Annotated in this window: 22 protein-coding genes and 1 pseudogene; 22 read left to right on the top strand and 1 reads right to left on the bottom strand. The window is 71.2% G+C overall.

The genetic code is table 11. The features are described 5' to 3' along the window. The first annotated feature begins 549 nt into the window (after nt 1-549). The 16 genes from ACFW6P_RS11380 (at nt 550) to ACFW6P_RS11305 (ending at nt 15,925) form a co-directional block, all read left to right on the top strand. The gene (locus tag ACFW6P_RS11380) at nt 550-1,383 is read left to right on the top strand and encodes a hypothetical protein (RefSeq protein ID WP_386423530.1); all 834 of its coding nucleotides are present in this window, start codon (nt 550-552) and stop codon (nt 1,381-1,383) included. A gap of 70 nt (nt 1,384-1,453) precedes the next feature. Next, nucleotides 1,454-2,161, top strand: coding sequence for a Flp pilus assembly protein CpaB (cpaB, locus tag ACFW6P_RS11375; RefSeq protein ID WP_386351105.1), 708 nt, complete (start codon nt 1,454-1,456; stop codon nt 2,159-2,161). 9 nt (nt 2,162-2,170) lie between these two features. After that, nucleotides 2,171-3,421, top strand: coding sequence for a CpaE family protein (locus ACFW6P_RS11370; RefSeq protein WP_386423495.1), 1,251 nt, complete (start codon nt 2,171-2,173; stop codon nt 3,419-3,421). Between the two features lie 53 nt (nt 3,422-3,474). Further along, nucleotides 3,475-3,798 (top strand): pilus assembly protein, encoded by a 324-nt coding sequence (locus tag ACFW6P_RS11365; RefSeq protein WP_386423528.1) that lies wholly within the window; start codon nt 3,475-3,477, stop codon nt 3,796-3,798. A 1-nt stretch (nt 3,799) separates the two neighbouring features. Then, nucleotides 3,800-4,159 (top strand): TadE/TadG family type IV pilus assembly protein, encoded by a 360-nt coding sequence (locus ACFW6P_RS11360; RefSeq protein ID WP_386351099.1) that lies wholly within the window; start codon nt 3,800-3,802, stop codon nt 4,157-4,159. A gap of 16 nt (nt 4,160-4,175) precedes the next feature. Further along, nucleotides 4,176-5,513: a CpaF family protein gene (locus ACFW6P_RS11355; protein WP_386351096.1), complete on the top strand. Its 1,338-nt coding sequence runs from the start codon at nt 4,176-4,178 to the stop codon at nt 5,511-5,513. 9 nt (nt 5,514-5,522) lie between these two features. After that, entirely contained in the window at nt 5,523-6,467 is a 945-nt protein-coding gene (locus ACFW6P_RS11350) for a type II secretion system F family protein (protein ID WP_386351093.1), read from the top strand. Nucleotides 6,468-6,483: 16 nt separating this feature from the next. After that, complete coding sequence (locus ACFW6P_RS11345; RefSeq protein ID WP_386351090.1) at nt 6,484-7,371, top strand: DUF5936 domain-containing protein; 888 nt, start codon at nt 6,484-6,486, stop codon at nt 7,369-7,371. A gap of 669 nt (nt 7,372-8,040) precedes the next feature. After that, on the top strand, nt 8,041-9,234 hold the full coding sequence (locus tag ACFW6P_RS11340; RefSeq protein WP_386351087.1) for a sensor histidine kinase: 1,194 nt from the start codon (nt 8,041-8,043) through the stop codon (nt 9,232-9,234). 60 nt (nt 9,235-9,294) lie between these two features. Beyond that, on the top strand, nt 9,295-10,251 hold the full coding sequence (locus ACFW6P_RS11335; protein ID WP_386423493.1) for a response regulator: 957 nt from the start codon (nt 9,295-9,297) through the stop codon (nt 10,249-10,251). A 148-nt stretch (nt 10,252-10,399) separates the two neighbouring features. After that, nucleotides 10,400-10,633: a hypothetical protein gene (locus ACFW6P_RS11330; protein ID WP_289935118.1), complete on the top strand. Its 234-nt coding sequence runs from the start codon at nt 10,400-10,402 to the stop codon at nt 10,631-10,633. After that, nucleotides 10,630-11,256 (top strand): pilus assembly protein TadG-related protein, encoded by a 627-nt coding sequence (locus ACFW6P_RS11325; RefSeq protein WP_386423491.1) that lies wholly within the window; start codon nt 10,630-10,632, stop codon nt 11,254-11,256. Before ACFW6P_RS11330 ends, ACFW6P_RS11325 begins: the two co-directional genes overlap by 4 nt. 16 nt (nt 11,257-11,272) lie before the next feature. Then, nucleotides 11,273-11,854 carry a hypothetical protein gene (locus ACFW6P_RS11320; protein ID WP_386423489.1) on the top strand — a complete coding sequence of 194 codons (582 nt, stop codon included), beginning with the start codon at nt 11,273-11,275 and terminating at the stop codon, nt 11,852-11,854. Between the two features lie 8 nt (nt 11,855-11,862). Then, a complete protein-coding gene (locus ACFW6P_RS11315) occupies nt 11,863-12,513 on the top strand; it encodes an OmpA family protein (protein WP_386351077.1) in 651 nt (216 codons plus the stop codon). Between the two features lie 169 nt (nt 12,514-12,682). Then, nucleotides 12,683-15,151 (top strand): hypothetical protein, encoded by a 2,469-nt coding sequence (locus ACFW6P_RS11310; RefSeq protein ID WP_386423487.1) that lies wholly within the window; start codon nt 12,683-12,685, stop codon nt 15,149-15,151. A gap of 39 nt (nt 15,152-15,190) precedes the next feature. Further along, nucleotides 15,191-15,925, top strand: coding sequence for a hypothetical protein (locus ACFW6P_RS11305; RefSeq protein WP_386351073.1), 735 nt, complete (start codon nt 15,191-15,193; stop codon nt 15,923-15,925). Between the two features lie 64 nt (nt 15,926-15,989). Here ACFW6P_RS11305 and ACFW6P_RS11300 read toward each other — a convergent pair whose 3' ends face one another. Then, a complete protein-coding gene (locus ACFW6P_RS11300) occupies nt 15,990-16,373 on the bottom strand; it encodes a DUF192 domain-containing protein (protein ID WP_386351070.1) in 384 nt (127 codons plus the stop codon). Between the two features lie 244 nt (nt 16,374-16,617). Between ACFW6P_RS11300 and ACFW6P_RS11295 the strand changes: the two genes are divergently transcribed. From ACFW6P_RS11295 to ACFW6P_RS11270, 6 genes and pseudogenes are all read left to right on the top strand, one after another. Further along, nucleotides 16,618-17,277 (top strand): hypothetical protein, encoded by a 660-nt coding sequence (locus ACFW6P_RS11295; protein WP_386423486.1) that lies wholly within the window; start codon nt 16,618-16,620, stop codon nt 17,275-17,277. A 131-nt stretch (nt 17,278-17,408) separates the two neighbouring features. Next, the gene (locus ACFW6P_RS11290) at nt 17,409-18,314 is read left to right on the top strand and encodes a hypothetical protein (protein WP_386423526.1); all 906 of its coding nucleotides are present in this window, start codon (nt 17,409-17,411) and stop codon (nt 18,312-18,314) included. Between the two features lie 54 nt (nt 18,315-18,368). Then, entirely contained in the window at nt 18,369-19,247 is an 879-nt protein-coding gene (locus ACFW6P_RS11285; protein ID WP_386351063.1) for an LLM class flavin-dependent oxidoreductase, read from the top strand. Nucleotides 19,248-19,304: 57 nt separating this feature from the next. Then, nucleotides 19,305-19,821 (top strand): annotated as a pseudogene (locus ACFW6P_RS11280) (hypothetical protein). A gap of 707 nt (nt 19,822-20,528) precedes the next feature. Further along, a complete protein-coding gene (locus ACFW6P_RS11275) occupies nt 20,529-21,302 on the top strand; it encodes an isoprenyl transferase (RefSeq protein ID WP_386351060.1) in 774 nt (257 codons plus the stop codon). 405 nt (nt 21,303-21,707) lie between these two features. Then, nucleotides 21,708-23,033, top strand: a complete 1,326-nt coding sequence (locus ACFW6P_RS11270) for a PhoH family protein (protein ID WP_386351057.1) — start codon at nt 21,708-21,710, stop codon at nt 23,031-23,033. Nucleotides 23,034-23,149 lie beyond the last annotated feature (116 nt).

Below are 23,149 nucleotides of genomic sequence, written 5' to 3'. Positions count from 1 at the left end.
GGGCGGCTCCCGGGTCGAGGTGCCGCGCCCCCCCGCGTGGGGCCGCCGCGGCGCGCCGTGCCCCCGCGCTCCCCCCCCCCCCCCCGCTTACTGGGGACCCGGGGGCGCGGGGGTGGCCGGGCCCCGCGCCGCGCCTGTACGTCCGTATGCCGCCCCCGCCAGCCATACGGCACCCCTCCCCGCCCGACGTGTGTGCTCGTGGACGGCGAGCGTAGGGAGGAGACGCCCCGTCAGGCGTGGGCCTCAGGGCCCAAACAGAGGCCCACCGTCAACTCCGGGCCCGCTGGGCCCACCGCCCGGGCCCGCCCGAACTCCCCTCACCGACCGGCAAGATGCTCAACCTGTCCCGTTTTGACGCATCTTGTGCAACGACAGTTGCTCCTCAGCTACACAAACGCTGTTCTCCGGTCACAGAGCCGTGGATACAGTGCTGAGGTAGTCACGCAGTGAAGTCGACACGGCGCGCCGGAGTGACACCCGGCGTTCCGACGGGCATGGGGAAACGGGGAGCTGCGCGTGCCAACTGCCATTGCCGTGACCAGCGCCGACATGGCGCTGCCGCCACAGGACGAACGCACCCTGCCCGCCGCCGTGCTCCGGGACATCGAACAACGGCCCCTGGAGCAGGCGCTGGCCGATCTGCAGGCCCTGGTCGAGCAGCACGGCCATGTGATCGTGGTCTGCTCCCCGGCCGCCCCCACCGCGCTGCGGCACCGGCTGCACACCCTGCGCTCCCTCATGGAGACCGACCGGGTCGCCCTCTTCCGCCCGGAGCTGCCGCCCCTCGGGCTGGCCGTGCTGGCGCGGCAGCTGCGCCAGCTCGCCTCCTGCGACCTCAGCCCCGGGGTGCTCGCCTCGGCCGGACGGCTGCTCGTGCACTACATCCACGCCGGAGCGCTGCTCAACTCCGTCACCCGGCTCGACCACGTCCCCGTCGGACTGAAGTCGCACGCCAAGTCCTGGGTGCCCGGCAGCCAGTTCGGCGTCCTCGCCCACCCCGAGCCGCGGCTCGTGCGCATCACGCCCGAGGCGCGGCTGCCCGGCCCCGAGTTCGGCACCTGGATGCTCGTCGCCAAGGGCCAGCTCCCGTCCGACTGGGTCACCGGCACCCTCGCGCCCGCCTGGAAGGTGCAGGGGCTGCGCGAGGTGCCGCTCCCGGCCGCGTCACCCGGCTGGTGGGGCACCGGCAGGATCGTCGAGTTCTGCAGCTACCTGCCCGATCTCTCCGTCCTCTACCAGCTGGTCACCTCCGTGCGGCGCGGCCGCTGCCACTGGTGCGGCATCGACGTCATCGGCGACCGCTGCGTCTTCTGCTCGGCGACCCCGCCCGTCCACGACAGCCCGCCCCCCGGCCAGCTCGAGAACCGAAGGGCCGTCGGGTGAGCCCTGACACCCCTCGCCGGCACCGCTCCGATCCCGCTCGACCGATATCCCGAACGAGGTTGCACGGTTCATGAACTCCCGTCAGCGCCGCGGCGTGATCCTCCTGCTCCTGTCGATCGTCTGCGCCCTGGGCGCCTTCGCCGGCGTGCTGTCCGTCATCAGCGACGTGAAGTCCAAGGTCGGACCCGAGGTCACCGCCTACCGGCTGAAATCCGACGTGCCCCCCTACACCACGCTCACCACGGGCCAGTTCGAGAAGACCGAGATGCCCGAGCGGTGGCTGTCGGACAACGCCGTCACCGACCTGCGCGAGATACAGGGCAAGATCGCCGTCACGACCCTGAAGGCGGGCTCCCTGCTCCAGTCCGACATGATCGTCAGCCGGCCGGCCCTCCAGCCGGGCCAGCAGGAGGTCGCCATCATGATCGACGCGGCCACCGGCGTGGCCGGCAAGATCACCCCGGGCGCCTCGGTCAACGTCTACGCCACCTTCGAGGGCGCCCGCGAGGACGACCCCGACCAGTCGAAGATCATCGTCACCAACGCCAAGGTCCTCGACGTCGGCGAACTGACCGCGCTGCGGCCCGACGAGGGCAACCGCACCCAGCAGCCCACGGACGCCGTGCCCATCACCTTCGCCCTGTCCGCCCTCGACGCCCAGCGCATCACCTACGCCGAGTCGTTCGCCAGGCGTGTCCGCCTCGCCCTCGTCGCGCCCGGCAGCGACACCAGCGTCCCGGAGCGGGACCGGACGTACGAACTCGCGAAGGACAAGTGAGAGGCCGCCATGCCCACGAGGATCCTCCCGGCGGTCGGTGACGCGGACGCGGTCCGCTCCGTCACGACCCTGCTCAGCCAGCTCCCGGACGCCGAGCCGGTCGCGCCGGTGGTCGACTCCACCCAGCTCGTCGACACCCTCGCCCGGCTCGCCGCCGAGTCCGTCGACGAGCTGCCCGAGGTCGTGGTCGTGCACGAGGGGATCGGTCCGGTCCCCGCGCTGGAGCTGATCCGCGAAGTGGCCCTGCGCTTCCCGGCCGTCGGCGTCATCCTCGTCACCTCCGACGCGAGCCCCGGCCTCTTCCAGGCCGCCATGGACTACGGCGCCCGCGGCCTGGTCGCCCTGCCGCTGAGCTACGAGGAACTCGCCAGCCGCGTCCAGGCCGTCGCCCAGTGGTCCACCGGCGTACGACGGCACCTCGGCGCCGGCGGCGACGTCTTCACCGGCGTCGGCGGCACCGTCGTCACCGTCAGCGGCGCCAAGGGCGGCGCCGGAGCGACCCTCACCGCGATCCAGCTCGCCCTGGCCGCCCAGGCCTCCGGCCGCAGCACCGCCCTGGTCGACATGGACCTGCAGACCGGCGACGTGGCCTCCTACCTGGACGTGCAGTTCCGCCGCTCCGTCGTCGACCTGGCCGCCATCAACGACATCTCCCCGCGCGTCCTGGCCGACGCCGTCTTCCGCCACGACACCGGCCTCGCCCTGCTGCTCGCCCCGGCGGAAGGGGAACGCGGCGAGGACGTCACCGACCGCGCCGCCCGGCAGATCGTCAGCGCCCTGCGCTCCCGCTACGAGGTCGTCGTCGTCGACTGCGGCGCCCAGCTCGGCGGCGCGGGCGCGGCGGCCGTGGAGATGGCCGACCGGGCCCTGCTGGTCACCACGCCGGACGTGGTCGCCGTACGGGGCGCCAAACGGGCGGTGCGGATGTGGGACCGGCTGCAGATCCGCAAGGCCGAGGAGACCACCGTCGTCGTCAACCGGCACAGCCGCGGCACGGAGATCCAGCCGGCCCTCATCCAGAAGATCACCGGCACGGCGGTCGCCGCCACCGCGATCCCCGCCCACTTCAAGGAACTGCAGAGCGTCGTGGACGCCGGACGCATCCACGAACTGGAGAACAAGAGCACGGTGAAGCAGGCCCTGTGGGGCCTGGCGGCGGAGCTGGGCCTGGTCAAGGCCCCCGACGGTACGCAGAAGGCGGGCCGGTTCCGGGGCGGCGACCGGGGGCCGGTGGGCTTCAAACGGCGACGGGAGGGGTGAACGTGCTCTCAAGGGAGCGGGACAAGGGCCAGGTGACCATCGAGTTCCTGGGGATGACACCGACGATCATCGTCACGCTGATCGCGCTGTGGCAGGCCGTCCTCATCGGCTACACCTTCACGCTCGCGGGCAACGCGGCGGACGAGGCCGTACGGGCGGGGACGGCGGCGGAACCGGGAGCCAGGGCCGCCGCGTGCCGGGAGGCCGGGCTGGAGCACCTGTCCGGCGCCTGGCGCTCCGGCGCCGAGGTCACCTGCGGCGGCTCCGGTTACGTGACGGCCGACGTCACGCTCGAGGTCCCGGTCCTCTTCCCGGGGACGCTGTCCTTCCCGGTCCCGGTCCGGGGCCACGCCGGCGCGGTCGAGGAGGCGGACTGACATGGCCCGTCCTCTCCAGGACCGCGACCGCGGCCAGGCCGCCATCGAGTACCTCGGCTTCCTGCCGATCCTGCTGCTCGTCGCCTTGGCGGCCGTGCAGCTCGGCCTGATCGCCTACACCGCCCAGCAGGCCGGCACCGCCGCCCGGGCCGGGGCGCGCAGTGCCTCGCTGGACGGCCCGCACGAGGCGGACTGCCGGGCGGCGGTGAGCAGTTGGCTCGCCGACAAGACCAGCTGCCCCGCCTCCTACGGCGCGGACGAGGTCACGGTCACGGCGGAGATCACCATCCCCTCGGTCTTCCCGGGCAAGGATGACTTCGGCACGGCGCGCAAGACCGCCACCATGCCGCGCGACCACTGAACGGAGCACCGGACGCATGAGCCTGCGCGCACGCATCAACTCCCCCGAGGAGAACGGCAACCGGGGCGAGGACGGCCACATGGTCGCCTCCTACCGGGCCAAGCTCCTGGAGGAGATCGACCTCGCGGAGATGAGTTCGCTGGCCGCCGCCGAGCGCCGGGCCCGGCTGGAACGGGTCCTCGGGCACATCATCAGCCGCGAGGGCCCGGTGCTGTCGACCGTGGAGCGCTCGCAGCTCATCCGCCGGGTGGTCGACGAGGCACTGGGCCTCGGCATCCTGGAACCGCTGCTGGAGGACGCCTCCATCACCGAGATCATGGTCAACGGTCCGGACGCGATCTTCGTGGAGCGTGGCGGCCGGGTCGAGCAACTGCCGCTGCGGTTCGCCTCCGACGACCAGCTCATGCAGACGATCGAGCGGATCGTCTCCACCGTCAACCGCCGCGTGGACGAGTCCAACCCCATGGTCGACGCCCGCCTGCCCTCCGGCGAGCGCGTCAACGTCATCATCCCGCCGCTGTCCCTGACCGGCGCCACCCTCACCATCCGCCGCTTCCCGCGCTCCTTCACCCTGCAGGAGCTGATCGGCCTCGGCTCGCTCGACGAGCACATGCTGTACCTGCTGGCCGGCCTGGTGCAGGCGAAGTTCAACGTCATCGTCTCCGGCGCCACGGGCACCGGCAAGACGACCCTGCTCAACGCGCTGTCGGGCCTCATCCCCGAGGGCGAACGCATCATCACCATCGAGGACTCCGCCGAACTCCAGCTCCAGCAGCCCCACGTGATCCGCCTGGAGTCCAGGCCCCCGAACGTGGAGGGGAAGGGCCAGGTCACCATCCGCGACCTCGTGCGCAACTCGCTGCGCATGCGCCCCGACCGGATCGTCGTCGGCGAGGTCCGCGGCGGCGAGTCCCTCGACATGCTCCAGGCCATGTCCACGGGCCACGACGGCTCCCTGGCCACCGTCCACGCCAACAGCGCCGAGGACGCCCTGATGCGGCTGCAGACCCTCGCCTCCATGTCGGACGTGGAGATCCCCTTCGTGGCGCTGCACGACCAGATCAACAGCGCGGTGGACGTCATCGTGCAGCTGACCAGGTTCGCGGACGGCGCCCGCCGCATCACCGAGATCGCCCTGATGGACAGCCACGGCAGCGACCCGTACCGCCTGGTCACGGTCGCCCGCTTCCACGCGCAGCCGATGACCTCCGACGGCCGCGTCCATGGCGTCTTCGCGTACCACCCGCTCCCGCGCCGCACCGCCGACCGCCTCTACATGGCGAGCCAGGCCATCCCGCAGGCCTTCGGCATCGCCCGGACCGCGGACCAGCTAGCCACCCGAGAAGCCAGGTAGGACCGACCGATGGAACTGCACACGCTCATCACGCTCACCACCGGCGTCACCCTGCTGACGTGCGTCCTCGCCGTCGTCGGCCTGCACTCCTACACCGTGGGCAAGGCCCACCGCCAGGCACTCGTCGACCGCCTCTCGACCACCGGCCAGATCCCGGCGGCTGGCCGGCGCCGCGCCTTCCCGGGCCTCGACCGCCGGCTGCGCCGCACCGGGCTCGGCAGGAAACTGGAACTCCGCCTGGCGGCCACCGGCCTGGACATCACCCCGGGCGAGTTCTTCGTCTCCATGCTCGCCACGGTCGCCGGACTGTGGCTGGTCGGCCAGGCGGCGCTGGCACCGTTCTTCGGCCCGCTGGCCGGCCTGCTCGGCATCGGCGTCGCCGTCCAGTTCCTCAACTGGCAACGCCAGAAGCGCATCGAGAAGTTCATCAACCAGCTCCCCGAGATGTCCCGCATCCTCGCCAACGCCACCCAGGCCGGCCTCGCCCTGCGCACCGCGATCGGCATGGCCGCCGAGGAGATGGAGGCCCCGGCCGGCGAGGAACTGGGCAAGGTCGCGGCCCAACTGGGCATGGGCGCGTCCCTGGACGACGCCCTCGACGAACTCGCCGACCGCCTCCCCTCCCGCGAACTGGTCGTCCTCGTCACCACACTGGTCCTGTCCAACCGGGCGGGCGGCCAGGTGGTCAGCGCCCTGCGCAACCTGACGGAGACGCTGGAGGAACGCAAGGAGACACGGCGGGAGGTGCGGACCCAGCTGTCGCAGGTGAACATGACGTCCTACGCGGTGCCCGTCCTCGGCGTCGGCTCGCTCTTCCTCATGAACGGCGTCAAGGACGGCGCCCTGGACCGCATGACCGGCTCCCCCTTCGGCCAGGCGGCGGTCGTCATCGCCTTCGCGCTCTACGCCGTCGGCTTCGTCCTCATCCGCCGCCTGTCCCGCATCGACGTCTGAGAGCCAGGAGGCAACCATGGGACTGCTTCTCGCCCTGCTGATGGGCCTCGGCGTCTGGGGCGTCTTCGCCGGCGTCCGCATGTACCGCGCCGAGGCGAAACTCCCCGGCGACCTCGCGCTGGCCCTGGAGGTCGGCTCGACGCGCACGGGAGCGGTGGACTCCCTCGTCGACCGCATGGGCATGCGGTACGCGCCCGCGGTGCTGCGCCTGATGGGCCCCAAGCAGGTGTCCAAGTACCGCCGCAAGATCGACCTCGCGGGCAACCCCGGCGGCCTGACCATCGACCGCTACGCCGCACGCCGCGCGGTCTACGGCGCGCTGGGCGGCGTCGGCTTCCTGGTCTTCCTCATGCGCGGCCAGCTGCTGGTGGCGCTGCTCCTGCTGGCCTTCGGGGCGTTCTGGACGGAGGTCGGCATCTGGTCGGCCATCCGCATCCGCAAGGACGTCATCGAACGGACCCTGCCGGACTTCCTGGACGTCCTCGCGGTGGTGGTCAGCGCGGGCCTCGGCTTCCGCCAGGCCCTCGACCGGGTCGCCTCCAAGTACGAGGGCCCCTGGGCCGACGAACTGCGCATCACCCTGCGCCAGATGGACCTCGGCATGAGCCGCCGCCAGGCCTTCGCGGAACTGCGCCGCCGCAACGACTCCGAGCAGGTCGCCATGTTCGTCACGGCGCTCCAGCAGGGGGAGGAGCTGGGCGCGCCGATCGTCGACACGCTGGTCTCGCTCGCCAAGGACATGCGCCGCACCGACGCCCAGAACGCCCGCCGCAAGGCCGCCCGGGCCGTCCCCAAGGCCACGATGATGATCACGACCTTCATGGTCCCCGCCACGATGCTGCTGCTCGGCGCGGGCCTGATCCTCGGCTCGGGCACGGACTTCGGCTCGGTGACGGGGAAGTAGGGGAGGGGGGACGGCATGGCGATGACAGGGGCACGCAGAGGACTGCTGGGCCGCGCCCGCCACCGCGCCGGCGACCGGCACCCGGAGATCACGACACCGCCGGCGGGCACGGTCCTGCCTCCCCACGTCCGCACGGGCGCGCCCGACGTCCCCGTGACATCGGTGACCCCCGCGCTGCCGCCCGGCTGGGAGGCGGCGGGCGGCCTGGGGAGCGAGCCGACGCTGCGGATCTCCGGGGGAGGCCGTGGGCGTGGCGCGGACGCGGGCGATGGCGTGGGCGGTGGCCGGGGCGGTGGTGGCGTGGGCGGTGGCCGGGTGAGGGGGCTGGTCGCTTCGGCGGGTTCGGCTTTCCCGGCGGGTGCGGCCTCTGCCGGTTCGGCGGCTTCTGCCGGTTCGGCGGCTCCTGTGGGCTCGGCTTCCGGTGGTCCCTTTTCCCGTGGTCCCGCTTCTGGTGGTCGGGCTTCTGGTCGTTCGGCCTCTGACGGTCCGGTCTCCGCCGCTCCCGCCACCCCGGCGGCCGCCACCTCGGCCCCTGCCGGTCCGAACCCGGTCAGCCCGGCTGCTCCCGCCAGTCCGACCCCTGTCCCTCCGGCCTCCACCGCCCCGGCCTCCGTCCACCCAGGCCCCGCCGGCCCCACCCTCGACATCCAGGTCAACGCGCTGCAGGCCATGTGCCGCCAGGTCTTCGGCTTCCGCCTGGCCATGATCGCCCTGGCCACCCCCTCGGCGCTGGTCAACGCCCACGACGGCCTCGCCACACGCCTCGTCGGCGCGGCCGTGGTCGTCACCTTCATGACCTCCTACGTCCTGTTCCGGGACTGGGAGCGCTTCGGCCCTCTCCTCCTGCGCCACCCCACCCTCCTGGCCGCCGACACCCTCTTCGGCGCCTTCCTGCTCATCTCCGCGGGTCCCGGCAGCACCCTCGCCTACGTCAGCGTCTGCACCCCCCTCCTCGCCGGGCTCGTCTACGGCTGGCGAGGAGCCGCGGTCTTCGCGTCCCTGCAGGCGCTCCTGCTCCTCCTCATCCACGCGGCACAGGAGCACCCGGCCCCCGGTGTCGCCGAGGCGACCCTCCTGCCCGGCCTGTGCGTCATCGCGGGCGCCGTCGGCTCCAGCCTCCGCAACCTGATGCTCCGCTTCGGCGCGGCGACCCAGGCCCTCACCACCGTCCAGGCCCGGCTCGCCGTCACCGAGGCGGTCAGCGCCGAACGCGCCCGGCTGGCCCGCGAGATGCACGACTCGGTCGCCAAGACCCTGCACGGCGTGGCCCTGGCCGCGGACGGCCTGACGACCTCCGCGAACGCCGACCGCATGGACCCGGCCCTCGTCAGGCAGCAGGCCGCCCTGGTCGCCCGTTCGGCCCGCCGGGCGGCGGCGGAGTCCCGCGAACTCCTGGCCGACCTGCGCCGCGAGTCGGACCCCGCCCAGGCCACGGACGTCCTGGTCGAACTGGCGGCCCGTACACGCGACTTCGGCACGCGCACCGGCCTGCCGGCTGTCTACCGCCCCACCGGCGACCACGCCGTACCCCCCGTCCCACCCGCCGTGGCCCGCCAACTCCTCACGATCGCCTCGGAGGCCATGGAGAACGCCCACCGCCACGCCGAGCCCACCCGCGTGGACGTCAGCGCGGGCGTCCACGGCGACCTGCTCCGCATCAGCGTCTACGACGACGGCCGCGGTCTCCCTCCGGGCACCACGCTCGAACAGTTGCGCCGAGCGGGTCACTTCGGCCTCGTCGGCATGGTCGAACGCGCCGCCTCCGTCGGCGCCCGCATCAGAATCGGCCGCGGCGGCCGTCCCAAGGGCACGGAGGTGCGTCTGGAACTCCCGCTGGCAGCCCTGACCACACCCACGGTCTGACCCCACGATCTACGACCACGAACCACGACCGACGCCCCACGACCCGAGAGGAGGCCACACATGCCGGACCCCACACCGCCCCACACCGGCCCGCCCCCCCAGAACCCGTTCGCCGACCTCCCACAGCCGGTGCGGCAGGACCAAGGTCTCCGAGTCGTCGTCGCGGACGACAACCCCGTGGTCCGGGCCGGCCTCACCGCCCTGCTCTCGGGCCGCGCGGACATCACGGTCGTGGCGGAGGCGTCGGACGGCCGCCAGGCCTGCGAGGCGGCCCGGCAGCACCGCCCGGACGTGGTCCTCCTCGACGTCCGGATGCCCGGCGTGGACGGCATCTCGGCCCTGCCGTACCTGGTGCAGATCGCCCCGGTCGTGATGCTGACGTACAGCAGGGAGTCGGAGATCGTCCAGGAGGCCCTGCGCAGGGGAGCGGGCGGCTACCTGGTCCACGGCGAGTTCACCGCCGACCAACTGGTGTCGGCCGTACGGGACATCAAGGAGGGCAGGGCCCACTTCACCCCGACGGCGGCGGGCGCGCTCCTGGCCCAGCTCCGCCGGACCCAGGAGCCCACTCCCCGCCCGCTTCCCGATGGCCTCGGCCGATCATCGAATGCGACTGCATATGAAACTACCGATCCCGCCCTACCGTATATCAACGCTCAACAATCCTATGCACCAGCGGTTTTATCACTCCCTCAGGCTCCGTCCTCGCCCACATCTTCAGAGAATCTTTCGCAGATGCAACCAAATGTGGGACAGTCGTCGTCTGGATGGACAGGCGGCCGTCCGGCCGCTCCCGACCGGTCACGGTTCCAACTGAGCACGAGGGAGGCGGAGATCATGGACCTCATCGCGTCCGGCATGAACAACCAGCAGATCGCCGCCACGTGCTTCATCAGCGAGAAGACCGTCAAGAACCACATCAACCGCATCTTCGCCAAGCTCCACAGCACCAGCCGCTCCGAGGCCGCCGCGAAGTGGATCGGCACGGCGCCGGACTCACACCGGGGACTGGGGTGAGTTTCGGTGACACCATGCGTGGACAACAACCGGCTGGGCCCGAGCGATTGGGCCCGCGATTGGGCCCTGGGGCCCTCTGGCGGACCAGCCGCTCCGCCGTACGTTCAGCGTGTCGAAAGCGGCACAGCCGAATCCGGAGGGGAACACCATGAGCGACCTGATGCTGAAGACCGCCGTCGCGACCAAGGTCCGCGTGAACGGCTGGAAGAACACGACGGTCGAGGCGATGCAGCGCCGCGCCGGCGACAAGGGCCAGACGGCGGTGGAGTACCTGGGCATCATCGCGGTGGTGGTGGCGATCGTGCTGGCGATCACGGGCACCAGCCTCGGCCAGACGATCCTCGGGAAGATCCAGGCGCAGATCGCCAAGGTCGCTCCTTGACGCGACCTCGCCTGCACGGCGACGCAGGGCAGGCTTTCCCCATCTACATCACGGTGGTGGGGGGCCTGCTCTTTCTCGCGTTCGCGTACTTCGCGGTCGGCCAGGCCGCGGCGAACAGGAACGGTGCCCAGACGGCCGCCGACGCGGCGGCTCTCGCGGCGGCCCAGGACAGGCGGGACCAACTTGCGGGTGCATGGGTGAAGGACGTACTGGACCCGACCAAGTGGCGGCAGATCTTCGAGGGCACCGCTCAGGGGCTCGGCCCCTCATGTTGGCGTGCTCATGAGCTCGCCGCACAGAACGATGCCCGGCTGGTGGGTCTTGGATGCAGCCCCGACGGCCCCCTGAGCTTCACGGTCGAGGTCGAGACGAACATCTCCGTCGGCGAATCCATCGTCCCCGGCACGGAGAACCAGAAGTCCAATGCGACCGCCAGGGCCGTGATCGAGCCGCGTTGCGACTTCGAGCCGCCCACCGGCGACGCCGATCCAGACGTCCTGCCGGCGCTCTTGTGCGACGGCGGCACGGACTGGGAGCTGAAACCGGACGATCTCGATGCCCTGCCGAAACCCGAAGACCTCTTCGACGTCCATCTGGCCGACCCACAAGCGAACGACGAGTGATGAAGGAAGCGGAGAAATGAGCATTCGGTTCACTGCGAAGGCGCGCAGGGGGATGGTCGCGCTGACCGTCGCGGCCGGACTGGCCCTCGGTGTGGCCGGCTGCGGCGGCGGAGGCGGGGACAACGACAAGTCGGGCCCGTCGGCGTCCGCGTCCAAGGACAGTGGATCCCAGCCGAGTGCTCAGGAGGGGCAGGCGGAGACGCCGCTGGCGGAGCTGAAGGGCACCAACGGCCTGCTCCTTCAGATCACTTCCGCCGCACGCGATTCGGGCGGCTTCCTCACAGTGAACGGCGTGGTGAAGAACGACGGCGACAAGTCAGTGGTCGTCCCGCCTCAGACGAGCGGTGACGAGACAGAAGTCATCGCGCATGGCCCTTCTCTCGGCGGTGCCACCATCGTGGACGCCAAGGGAAAGAAGCGCTACTACACACTCCGCGACACCGAGGGGCGACCGCTGACGACCACGGGCCTGGGCAACCTCGAGGCGGGGCAGACTCTCCCGGTCTTCATGCAGTTCCCGGCACCACCGGCGGGCACGACCGAAGTGGACCTCCAAGTACCGACCTTCTCCAGCGCCACCATCAAGATCTCCGGGTGAGGCCGGCCATGACGACCCCCACGTACACCCGAACGGCGACACCACGCCTCGCCCTGGTCCTCACCGCCGCCGCTCTGATGACCGCCACGAACCTCTACGGCGCCGTGTCGGCCCACGCCGACGAAACCCCCGGCGTACCCCCTGGCAGTCAGGCGTCCGCCTCCGCCCCCGTCGAGGTCGATCCCAACGACCCCGATCTCAAGCTCCCCGAAGGGGCCACCCTCGCCGAACCCAAGGTTCTCGACATCAAACAGGTCGTCGAAGACCAGAGCGGTGACGAACGCCGCGAGGACACCAACGCCGACGTCAAGTTCGCCCTTCAGGCCGAGGTCCTGTTCGGCAAGGACAGCGCGAAGCTCGGGGCCGAGGCGAAGGCCCGGATCTCCGCGATCGCCGGAGAGATCAAGAAGCAGAACGCGACGAGGATCCGCGTCTTCGGCTTCACGGACAACCTCGGTTCCTCCGCCCACGGCGACGTCCTGTCCCGCAAGCGCGCCGACGCCGTGCAGAACGTCCTGGACCGGCAACTGACCGACTCCGACGTCACCTACGAGGTGCGCGGCTACGGCGAGCAGTACCCGATCGCCGACAACTCCACGGAGTCCGGCCGCAAGAAGAACCGCCGGGTCGAGGTCTCCTTCCCCCGCTCGGAGAGCTGAGGAGGCGGATTGGGCCCCGTTTTGGGGCCACGGACCCATCCCGCCCCGTCGGTCCCTCCCTAGCCTCAGGCCGTGTCGTGGACCTAGGGGAGGTGGGGGCATGACCTCGATCGGGGGAGTCCCGGGGGCCGGGGGCGGACGGCCGCCGGGACACGGTGGGCGCCGGGCGATGCCCGGCTCGCTCACCACCGCGCTGACCCTCGTCCACGTCCTTTTCGCCGTCACGGTCCTGGGCGGACTCGGCGTCCTGCTCACCGCCTCCTCGTACGGCGCCGTCGACGGCGCCGTCCTCGCCCTCACCGCCTACGCGGCAGCCCCCGGCGCGCTCGGCTGGTGGCTCGCCCGGCGCTCCTGGCAGGGCGGTACCGGAGTCAGGGCCCGCCTGATCGCCGTCCAGGCCTGGCTGGTCGCCGGGGCGATCTCCCACATCACCGACGGATCGCCGCGCGGCTACAGCCAGCTCTTCCTCCCCCTCCTCATCCTCTACTTCCTCACCCGCACGGACAGCCGCGACTGGTACCGCCTCCCTGCGCTCGACCGTGCCGAGCGCCGCCCGTTCTCGCTGCCCCGGATGATCCGCTGGCGCCGTGACGAGGGCCAGACGGCGGTCGAGTACGCGGGCCTGATCGCGGTCGTCGCGGCGCTCATCGCAGCCCTCCTGGTCAGCGGCCTGGGCGCCCAGATCCAGGGCGGTCTCCGGGCGGCGGTCTGCAAGGTCACCGGGACGGCCTGCCCGTCCCCCGCCGCCGACGGCGATGCGGACGTCACGGCCACCCGCCCGGACACGGTGGACGGCCCGGCCACCAAGCCGGAAACCGGCGAGGGCGACCGGCCCGGGAGCCCCCCGAAGTCCGAGGACACCGACGACAGGAACACCGGCGCACACGACGACGCGCACAACGACGACGACCACGACAACGACAGCGATCACGACAACGGTGACGACAACGACGAGCCCAAGGCCGCCGACGACGAGGACGACGGCTGCTTCTCCGGTTTCGGCGCCTTCTTCGGCTGCGCCGGCGACCAGCTGAAGCAGGTCGGCCAAGGCCTCTTCGTGGACGGCATCGGCGGTGACCTGAAGGGCATCTGGGACACCGTCATCCATCCCCTCGACACCCTGGACGGCCTGAAGGACTACGGCGGCGTGATCGCCGACCAGTGGTCGCAGGACGCCAAGGACGCGGGCGACAAGTGGGCCAGGGGCGACTACCTCGACGCGCTCACCGACTGGGGCGGCGCGACCGTCAGCTCGGGCGGCAGGATCCTCGACGACATGTTCATCGGGGACGACGTCCGCGACCAGTGGAACCAGGGCAACGAGACCCGCGCGGTCACCACGGTCCTGTGGAACGTCGGCTCCCTCTTCATCCCGGGCTACGGCGAGGCCAAGGCCGCCGGGAAACTCGGCAAGCTGGGCAAGCTCGGCAAGCTGGGTGATCTGGGCAAGCTCACGAAGAAGGCGACCGACGCGGCGGAGGACGCGGGGAAGGCAGCCAGGACCGGTGACGTCAAGGGCGCCGAGAAGGCCGCGAAGGAGGCCGACGAGGCGGCGGACGAGGCCGAGAGGAAGGCCCGCGAATCCGGCTGCACCATCGCCGCCCCGGCCCGCAGGACGCCGTACGGCGGGACCCGGTCGGACGGCACCCCGCACACCCCCTGGCCCCTCACCGGATCCCCCGGCACCGGCACCACGGTCCTGGCGGCCGGCCGCTCCGCCGCACAGGTCGTCGCACGCGCCCAGGAAGGCTGCGACGAGGAGGCCAGGCAGCAGGCCCAGGAGGCCAGGAAGAAGGCCGAGGAGGCGGAGCGGCAGACGCTCGAAGCCCGGGCCGAGGCCGCGAAGGCCGCGCTCCGGGAGCAGGGCTCCTCCGTCCCCGACGACCAGATCGACGGGCTGGTCGACCGGGCCAAGGACGACCCGGATCCGGCCAAGGCCGAGATCAGCAGCCAGGACGCGGCCGACGCGCTGGACGAGATCACCGACCTGGCCCGCCGCGACAACGTCAACCCCGACGCCGCAGCGGCCCTGCAGGGGAAGGTCGTGAACGCCTCGGACGCCAACAAGCTGGCGGAAGCACGTGCAGAGGTGAACGCCGTGCGCCGCGCCGCCTACGACGCGGCCCCCGGCACCCGGGTGGACGCCGGTGTCGGCGGCAAGATGAACCGGCAGGAAGCCGACCTGGGCGGCGGGCAGAGGGTGAACCTCGACGAGATCCCCGACGCCGACGTGGTCTACAAGGACCGGAACGGCACCGTCCACGTCAAGGAGGTCAAGAACGCCGGCTCGGCCACGCGCAAGGCGGACTTCGCCAACCAGGTCGAACGGCTGAAGAAGTGGGCGGCCAAGGAGCCCGGCCGCAAGGCCACCGTGGAGATCGAGACGACGGACCGCTGGACGGCGATCTTCAGCGAGTTCAAGCCCGCCCGGAACGGCAGACCGGCCAAGGACACCAGGACGGCGGCCGGCGAGATGGCCAGGAACGACGTCGACGTGCGGGTGGCCGGCCAGGAGCTGACCGCCGACCAGCTCGGTCGGATGCAACGCGCCGTCGACGAGCGGACCGCGAACGGCACCATGGACTGGTCCAAGATGAAGGACCCGGAGAGCGCCAAGGCGTATCTGGGGATCAGCTGAGCGGACGACGGAAGGCAGCGCCGTGGCGGGACGGCAGTGATGAGTGAGCGGGGCGGGCAGCCGAGCGCGGAGGAGATGTGGGATCCGCGGGTCGCGCGCTGGCACGACCCGGAGGGCGACTACGTCCTGCCCCGCGCGCTGCGGACCCTGCCGCAGCCCTGGGACGCGTACGACTGGCGCCGGATCGCGGAACTGCCCCGCACCGAGGACCGCTTGGCGGAGGCCCGGCGGGTGGTGACCGTCCTCCTGGAGGACCCGGAGCTGTCCCCCGACGTGCCTCGGCCGCCGTCGCCGGGCCTGCTGTGGCACGCCTGGGAGGAGTTCCACCGGGCCGTGGGTGAGCGCATGCCCCGCACGGGCGACGTGACCTGGTCAGGCGTGGACGAACTGGTCCGCGCCTGGCAGGACCGGCTTCGTCCGAACCCGCTGCAGCGGCACGTCGTACGCCACGTGGAGGCGGCGATGCTGGCCCTGATCCCGTCCCTGCGCGACGACATCGCCGACTCGGTCTTCCGCTGGCTGGCTCTCGACCCCGACCCGGGCCGCTTCGCGGACTGGGCGGTGGACGCCGCCGAGCGTTGCGTGACGCAGGACGTCGGCGCCGACTCGGCCATCGAACTGCTGGGCGCGATGCGCACGCGCGAGGCCAGGGCGGCCTTGCAGCGCCTGTCGGTGAAGCCGGACGGCCCGGCCGGCTGGGACAACGCGGAAGCGGCGCAGCACATGCTGTTCGACCTGGAGAGCGAGGACACGACCCCCGACCCCGGAGCGTGATCCCGAACCCGCACCGTCACCCAGCCGCCCCCAGGCGAGCCCGTGGTGGCGGGAAGCCGCACGGCTACCGCTCCGCCACCGTGCCGACGACCTCCACCCGGGCCCCTGCTTCTTCCATGCCCCACTCCCGCATCACCCCGGCCCGCGCCTCCACCACGTGCCGCGCCCGCAGCCGCGGCATCCCCAGCCGCCCCGGCCGCATGGTCCGCACGGCGATCACCCTCAGCCGACCGTCGAGGTAGGCGACATCGATGGGCATGCGCATACCAAAGGTGTGCACGCTGTTGGCGGGGGAGAGGAGAATCGCCCCCTCGATGGAGTCCCGCCCCAACAACCCCCGGGTACGGGCCCGGTAGGAGGTGGCGATCTCCAGCGGAACACGCACAGTGGCGCGCTCACCCGCCCGCACGACCAGTTCCCCCCACCCGTCCCGCCACCGCCGCCCCATCCGGCCCTCCTCCGACTGCGGACACGCTTGCTTCGCTGCTTCCTGACTGAAACGCCGTACGTGCCACGGCACTTGAGGAAGCGGTTGACGCGTTACGCAACCGTTACGGCGCGAACCGATCGGCGCATCGCCGATTCCTCCCCATACACCCCGTGCGTTCACACCGTTCACCTGGTGCGGCGGCACCCCGCTGGATAACTTTGGTTCGCTCAAGAGAAGCCTCGCCTCTGACCGGGAGCCGACCGTGAACCGCCGCCCCACCCTCCTCACAGCGCTCACGCTGACCGCCGCCGCGGCCTTGACGTTGTCCGCGTGCGGGAGCGATGACAGCGCCGAGGGCAAAGAGAACGACAAGATCGCGGGAGCTGATGGCGGGGGTCCCGGCTCTGCGTCTCCCAGCCCCTCGACCTCACAGGCCGCAGGGCGTCCCGAGATCAAGTTGCCTGCCGACCTGACGATGACCTTCGAAGGCGGCAAGACGGGTGACGCTGTGAAGGACGCCGTACTCGCCGACAACGCCGAGCGTATGCGTGCGATCAATGCTGCGATCGCGGGGACGGACCCCGAAGCGAAGGCGATGAACTTCTACAACACAGGAAGGGCGTTGGAGGCGGCCGCGGTTTGGGTGGACAAGTTCAAGAAGGCCGACCTCGGCATCACGGGCACTATTCGGTACTACGACCGGACGGTGACGTTGGACGGTAGCAAGGCGGCATCGGTCCTGTTCTGTGCCGACGAGAGCAAGGGCTACGCCAAGGACCTCAAGACGAACAAGGCAAAGGTCACCACACCCTCGGACGAGGACTTCATCCTCTACAACACCCGGTTGGAGAAGAACGGCGACGGGGTGTGGCAGACCGCGCGCATCGTTTCGACCGCAGGAGCGAAGCAGTGTTTGAAGTGAAGCGGGCAGCGCTCGCAGGCCTGGCCCTGGCCGCGGCTCTCGTGCCCGTAGCCGCGCCGAGCGCCTGGGCCAAAGTCACCCCCGACGGCTCCACTGAGGGTGAACCGAGCGCGCCGGGCCCTTCAGGATCGGTGAAGGGCGACACGCTCGCGTCGTCGGCGGGCGGCGTGATCGTATTCGACCGCTCGAAGAACGGTTCGGGCAATTCCGCCGGCGCAGTCACATCCACGGGTACGTGGACCCCGCCTCCTTGCTACTACGCTCCCAAGTACACGCCGGAGCAGCTCAAGAAGTCCATGGAGCCCATCTGGGAGTCCGAGTCGACGGGCTACCAGTGGGACGCGCAGCAACGTGACCGCTATGTCAACGGCCACCCTTACAAGGACTTCAACAAGGACAAGTCCGGGGAAGGGTACTGGTGGGACGCCTACGTACCTGAGAGCCAAGTCGGTGCTCCCGGCTCACTCGACTGCACCAAGCCGGTCTTCTGGGTCGACAACGGAGACCCGCCGCCGGCGGACGTCCCTCAAGCCGTCACGCCGGAGGTTCTCGCCCAGCTCGCGTACGCAGAGATCCGGGTGCCCTCCACCACGGTGGAACTCGCTCCTCAGCAGACCACGAAGGTGAATCTGCCGACCTGGGCCTGGCTCGACGGGGCAACGTTCAAGCCGGTGTCGGTGACGGCAAGCGTGCCGTTGCTGGACATTCAGGCGACGACGACTGCGGAGCCCGTCTCCCTGAAGATCGAGCCGGGCACGGGTGACGCCATCACCTATCCCGCCTCCGGGGATTGCCAGATCAACGCCGACGGCTCGATCGGTGAACCGTACGCCAAGGGCAAGGCCGACAGGACTCCGCCGTGCGGTGTGAGGTACTTGCGGTCCTCCGGTGACGGCTCGTACAAGCTGCGGGCAACGGTCACGTGGAGGATCCACTGGTCGGGCACCGGGGTTCCGGGTGAACAACGTCTACCCGACGGCACCTTCGGCGCCACCCAGGACGTCGTCGTGCAGGAGATCCAGGCCGTCAACCGCTGATCCCCGCCCGCGGGGGGCCGTTGGACGCCCGCCGGGCTGGGTAGGGAGGCCCTCATGACCACATTGGGCGCCGTCTTCCGTCCCCAGCTCGCACCCGAACGGCTGCGGCCGGTCTGTGAAGTCGCCGAGGGGGCGGGGCTCGAGGAGCTCTGGCTCTGGGAGGACTGTTTCCGGGAGGGCGGTGTCTCCACCGCCGCCGCCGCACTGGCGTGGACCGAGCGGCTGCGGGTCGGTGTCGGGCTGCTGCCCGTGCCGTTGCGGAACGTGGCCGTCACGGCCATGGAGATCGCCTCCCTGCACCGGATGTTCCCCGGGCGCCCCCTCGTCGGCGTGGGGCACGGCGTGCAGGACTGGATGGGCCAGGTCGGCGCCCGCGTGGAGTCGCCGATGACGTTGCTGCGGGAGCATCTCGTCGCGCTGCGGGCCCTGCTGGGCGGGGAGCGGGTCAGCTGCGCGGGCCGGTACGTCTCGCTGGACGACGTCGCCCTCGACTGGCCGCCCGGGTCCGGTCCGGTCCGCGTGTTCGCCGGGGCCACCGGGCCGCGGTCGCTCCGGCTCACCGGGGAGGCCGCCGACGGGACCGTCCTCACCGCCGCCACCGGCCCCGACGGTGTGCGGCGGGCCCGGGCCCTCGTCGCCGAGGGGCGGGAGAGCGCCGCGCGCGGACCCGGGCCGCACCCCGTCGTCGTCTACCTGTCCGCCGCCACCGGGCCCGGCGCCGCCGGCCGGCTGCGGGCCGAGCTGGCCGCCGAGGGTCTCGAGGACGTCCCGGACCTCGGGGCCGCGGGGGACGCCGGCGCGGTCGCCGAGGCCGTGCAGCGGCTGGCCGAGGCCGGGGCCGACACGGTGGTGCTGCAGCCGACGGGGGACGAGCCCGACCCGGAGGGATTCGTGCGGTTCGTGGCCGAGGAGGTGCGGCCCCTGCTTCCCTGACAGCTCTGGGCCCGAAACGCCTCGCACCTCCCGCACCCTGACTGCCACCATCTCCCCATGAACGAGCCCCGGAAGCCGCACCCGTCCGACCGCACGTTCGAGGAACTCGTCGCCGAAGCCGCCGCCGTCCCCACCGAGGGCGGGGACTTCTCCTGGTTCGACGGCCGGGCGACCGAGGCACGGCCGTCCTGGGGATACGCCGTGTCGACGGCCGAGCGGCTGGGGCGGGCAGAGGCGGTGCTCGACGTACGGGCAGCACGAGCGCGCCGAGGCCGAGGCCGCCGGGCTGGACGTCGTCGAGCTGCGCGCGGAGCGGCTGCGCACGGAGTTCCACGACATCGGCGCGGTGGTGCACTTCCCGCGCAAGGCCGTGTGGATGGTCCCCGGTTTCACCGTCGAGGCGTACGAGCCCCGGCTCCGGGAGCTGCACGAGCGGATCCGGGCCGGCGGGCCGTTCGTGGCGCACAGCACCCGCCATCTCCTCGACGCCGGCAGACCGCGGGCCACGACCACCCACCGCCGACCGCGCCCGCCCGCCGGTAGGCCGGCGGTCACTCCTCCTTACTCCTCCTGACTCCTCTTCCTCGTTCCACTCCCGCATCACACGTCGAGGTTTTTCACATCGTTATCGTCTCGGCTCGCTTCCACACCGCCGCATCACGTAAGTTCAGACCAAGGTAATTCGCGTCAGCAAAGCTGCGCGGGGATGGTGCCGCGCGGTGGAGGGGGCCGCGCGGTGCCCGGGCCCGTCACCCGGAGGTTTGGCGGGAGCGGTATCCCCTGCGGCGGATCAAGCGCGCGTTCGCGGCCGGGTTCACCCGTCCAGGGGATGCTCGGACAAATGACCGAAAGGGCTCCCAGGGGGCGGTGAATCCGCAGGATCCGGTCCGAGAGTGTGCGAATGCCCAGGCCACGGGGTGCTTTTCGGGCGGCCGGGAGTGCTGAACGAGAGATTCCGCGGTCATCGCGGTGTCGCCGATCAGCTCCGGAGAGTAGTTGTGGCCCGCCGATGCGCGCGTCATCACTCACGAAGGGTTATGGTGGAAACCCCCCCTCGGGCCGGTCCGTATCCCCCCCCACGGACCGGCCCGTTTTCCGTGTACGGCCGGACGGCTCGAACCCTCGGCCGGAACCACTCGTTCCGCACTCGTGAACGGCCCGCGGCGCCAACGGGGGTAGGCTTCGCCCCCGGGGACTGCCGAACGGGCAGGGACCGCCCGCGGCCACGACCGTGCCGCACGCCGCGGCCTGTCCGATCCGTACGGAGGGGCTGACGATCACGTGAACCTGCGCGACAAGCTGCGCGGCCTGCTGGTCAGGCTGTACGCACGCCGGGTGGAAGGCCGCCTGGACCACGCTCAGGTGCCCAAGCACATCGGCGTCATCATGGACGGCAACCGGCGCTGGGCGAAGGCCGCCGGCTCCAGCACCGTCCACGGACACCGGGCCGGTGCCGACAAGATCGAGGAGTTCCTCGGCTGGTGCACCGAGACCGACGTCGAGGTCGTCACCCTCTGGCTGCTGTCCACGGACAACTTCGACCGCCCGCAGGAGGAGCTCGTCCCGCTGCTGGGCATCATCGAGGACGTCGTGCGCACGCTCGCCGCCGACGGCCGCTGGCGCGTGCACCACGTGGGCACGCCCGACCTGCTGCCCTCCGGGATGCAGACGGTGCTGAAGGAGGCCGAGGAGGCCACCGCCCACGTCGACGGGATAGTGGTCAACGTCGCCATCGGCTACGGCGGCCGCCAGGAGATCGCCGACGCCGTGCGCTCGATGCTGCTCGACGCCCGGGACAAGGGCACGTCGATGGAGGAGCTCGCCGAGGCCGTCGACATCGACATGATCGGACGTCACCTCTACACGAGCGACCAGCCCGACCCCGACCTGGTCATCCGCACCAGCGGTGAGCAGCGGCTGTCCGGATTCATGCTCTGGCAGACCGCGCACTCCGAGTACTACTTCTGTGACGTGTTCTGGCCGGCGTTCCGCAAGGTCGACTTCCTGCGCGCGATGCGTGACTACGCCGCCCGCCACCGGCGCTACGGCGGCTGACGCACACCGCGCGCCCCCGCGCAACCGCAGGTCGCGCGGGACCGGGGACGTCCGACGTCCCACGTCACCCCTCCTCCCGGGAAGCCGACGCGGACGCGTGTCACGCGGAGTTCACCGGCCCGCCGTCCTGTGCCGTGGCATGGCGACGCTCGTTCGAGGGCATAACCCAGTCAGGTCGACGCCCGAACCACGGGTGTCGGATCTCAGCGGACGGCACGGGGCCGTCCGCCCGGGAGGCCCTTTGCACCAGCCCGATCGTGCGGTCACAGCACGGACGCAGTGGCGGGAGGGCCGGTCCTCGGCCCGCGCAGGGCGGCCGAGAACCGGTCGGGATGTTTCCCACCCCTCCCGGTCCAGCTTCCACTCCGTCGCTCCCCGACCTCATCCGAGGGGGTACGTCCTTCCGTGGTGACCAGCGCAAAGCGCCACAAGCCAGACCGGCGCACCTATGTCCTCGACACCAGCGTCCTGCTGGCCGACCCGAACGCCCTGAGCCGCTTCGACGAGCACGAGGTCGTGCTCCCCATCGTCGTGGTCACGGAGCTGGAGGCGAAGAGGCACCATCCCGAACTCGGCTACTTCGCCCGGCAGGCGCTCCGTCTGCTCGACGACCTCCGGGTGCGGTACGGCCGTCTCGACGCCCCCATCCCCACGGGAGACCTCGGCGGGACCGTCCGTGTCGAGCTCAACCACTCGGACCCCAGCGTGCTGCCCAGCGGCTACCGCCTGGGGGACAACGACTCCCGCATCCTCGCGGTCGCCCGCAACCTGCAGGCCGAGGGCTTCGACGTCACCGTCGTGTCCAAGGACCTCCCGCTCAGGATCAAGGCGTCCTCCGTCGGGCTCCTCGCCGAGGAGTACCGCGCGGAGCTCGCCATCACGGACTCCTCCGGCTGGACCGGGATGACCGAACTGACCCTGCCGGGCGAGCAGGTGGACATCCTCTTCGACGAGGGGCACGTCCACGCCCCCGAGGCCGCCGGCCTGCCGGTGCACACGGGCCTGATGATCCAGTCGGAGCGCGGCAAGGCGCTCGGGCGGGTCACACCCGAGGGCACCATCCGGCTCGTGCGCGGGGACCGCGAGGTGTTCGGCATCAAGGGCCGCAGCGCCGAGCAGCGCATCGCGCTCGATCTGCTGCTCGACCCGGACGTCGGGATCGTGTCGATGGGCGGCCGGGCCGGCACCGGCAAGTCGGCCCTCGCGCTGTGCGCGGGCCTGGAGGCGGTGCTGGAGCGCCGTCAGCACCAGAAGGTGATGGTCTTCCGTCCGCTGTACGCGGTGGGCGGTCAGGAGCTCGGCTATCTGCCCGGTTCCGAGGCCGAGAAGATGAGCCCCTGGGCCCAGGCCGTGTTCGACACGCTGTCGGCGGTCACCAGCCGCGAGGTCATCGAGGAGGTCACCGCACGCGGGATGCTGGAGGTCCTGCCGCTCACCCACATCCGCGGCCGGTCGCTGCACGACGCGTTCGTCATCGTGGACGAGGCGCAGTCGCTCGAGAGGAACGTGCTGCTGACCGTTCTGTCCCGGATCGGGGCCAATTCGCGGGTGGTGCTCACCCATGACGTGGCCCAACGGGACAACCTGCGGGTCGGCCGGTACGACGGTGTGGTGGCCGTCGTCGAGAAGCTGAAGGGGCATCCGCTCTTCGCGCACGTGACCCTGACCCGGTCCGAGAGGTCCCAGATCGCCGCCCTTGTGACCGAAATGCTCGAAGACGGTCAGGTCTGACCGAACCACCCGGAGGAGGGGTGGTTGCGCGAGAGTTGCGCCGTCCGGAAAGGCGTAGAGCCTAGCCGGGCGGCGCCTTCGTGTCCGGCCGTTCCCGTGATTTTCCCGCGTCCAAC

The sequence above is a fragment of the Streptomyces sp. NPDC058741 genome, assembly GCF_042746715.1.
GTDB lineage: Bacteria > Actinomycetota > Actinomycetes > Streptomycetales > Streptomycetaceae > Streptomyces.
Note: the sequence above shows the minus strand (reverse complement) of the source record. Positions and strands in the feature narration are given on the sequence as shown.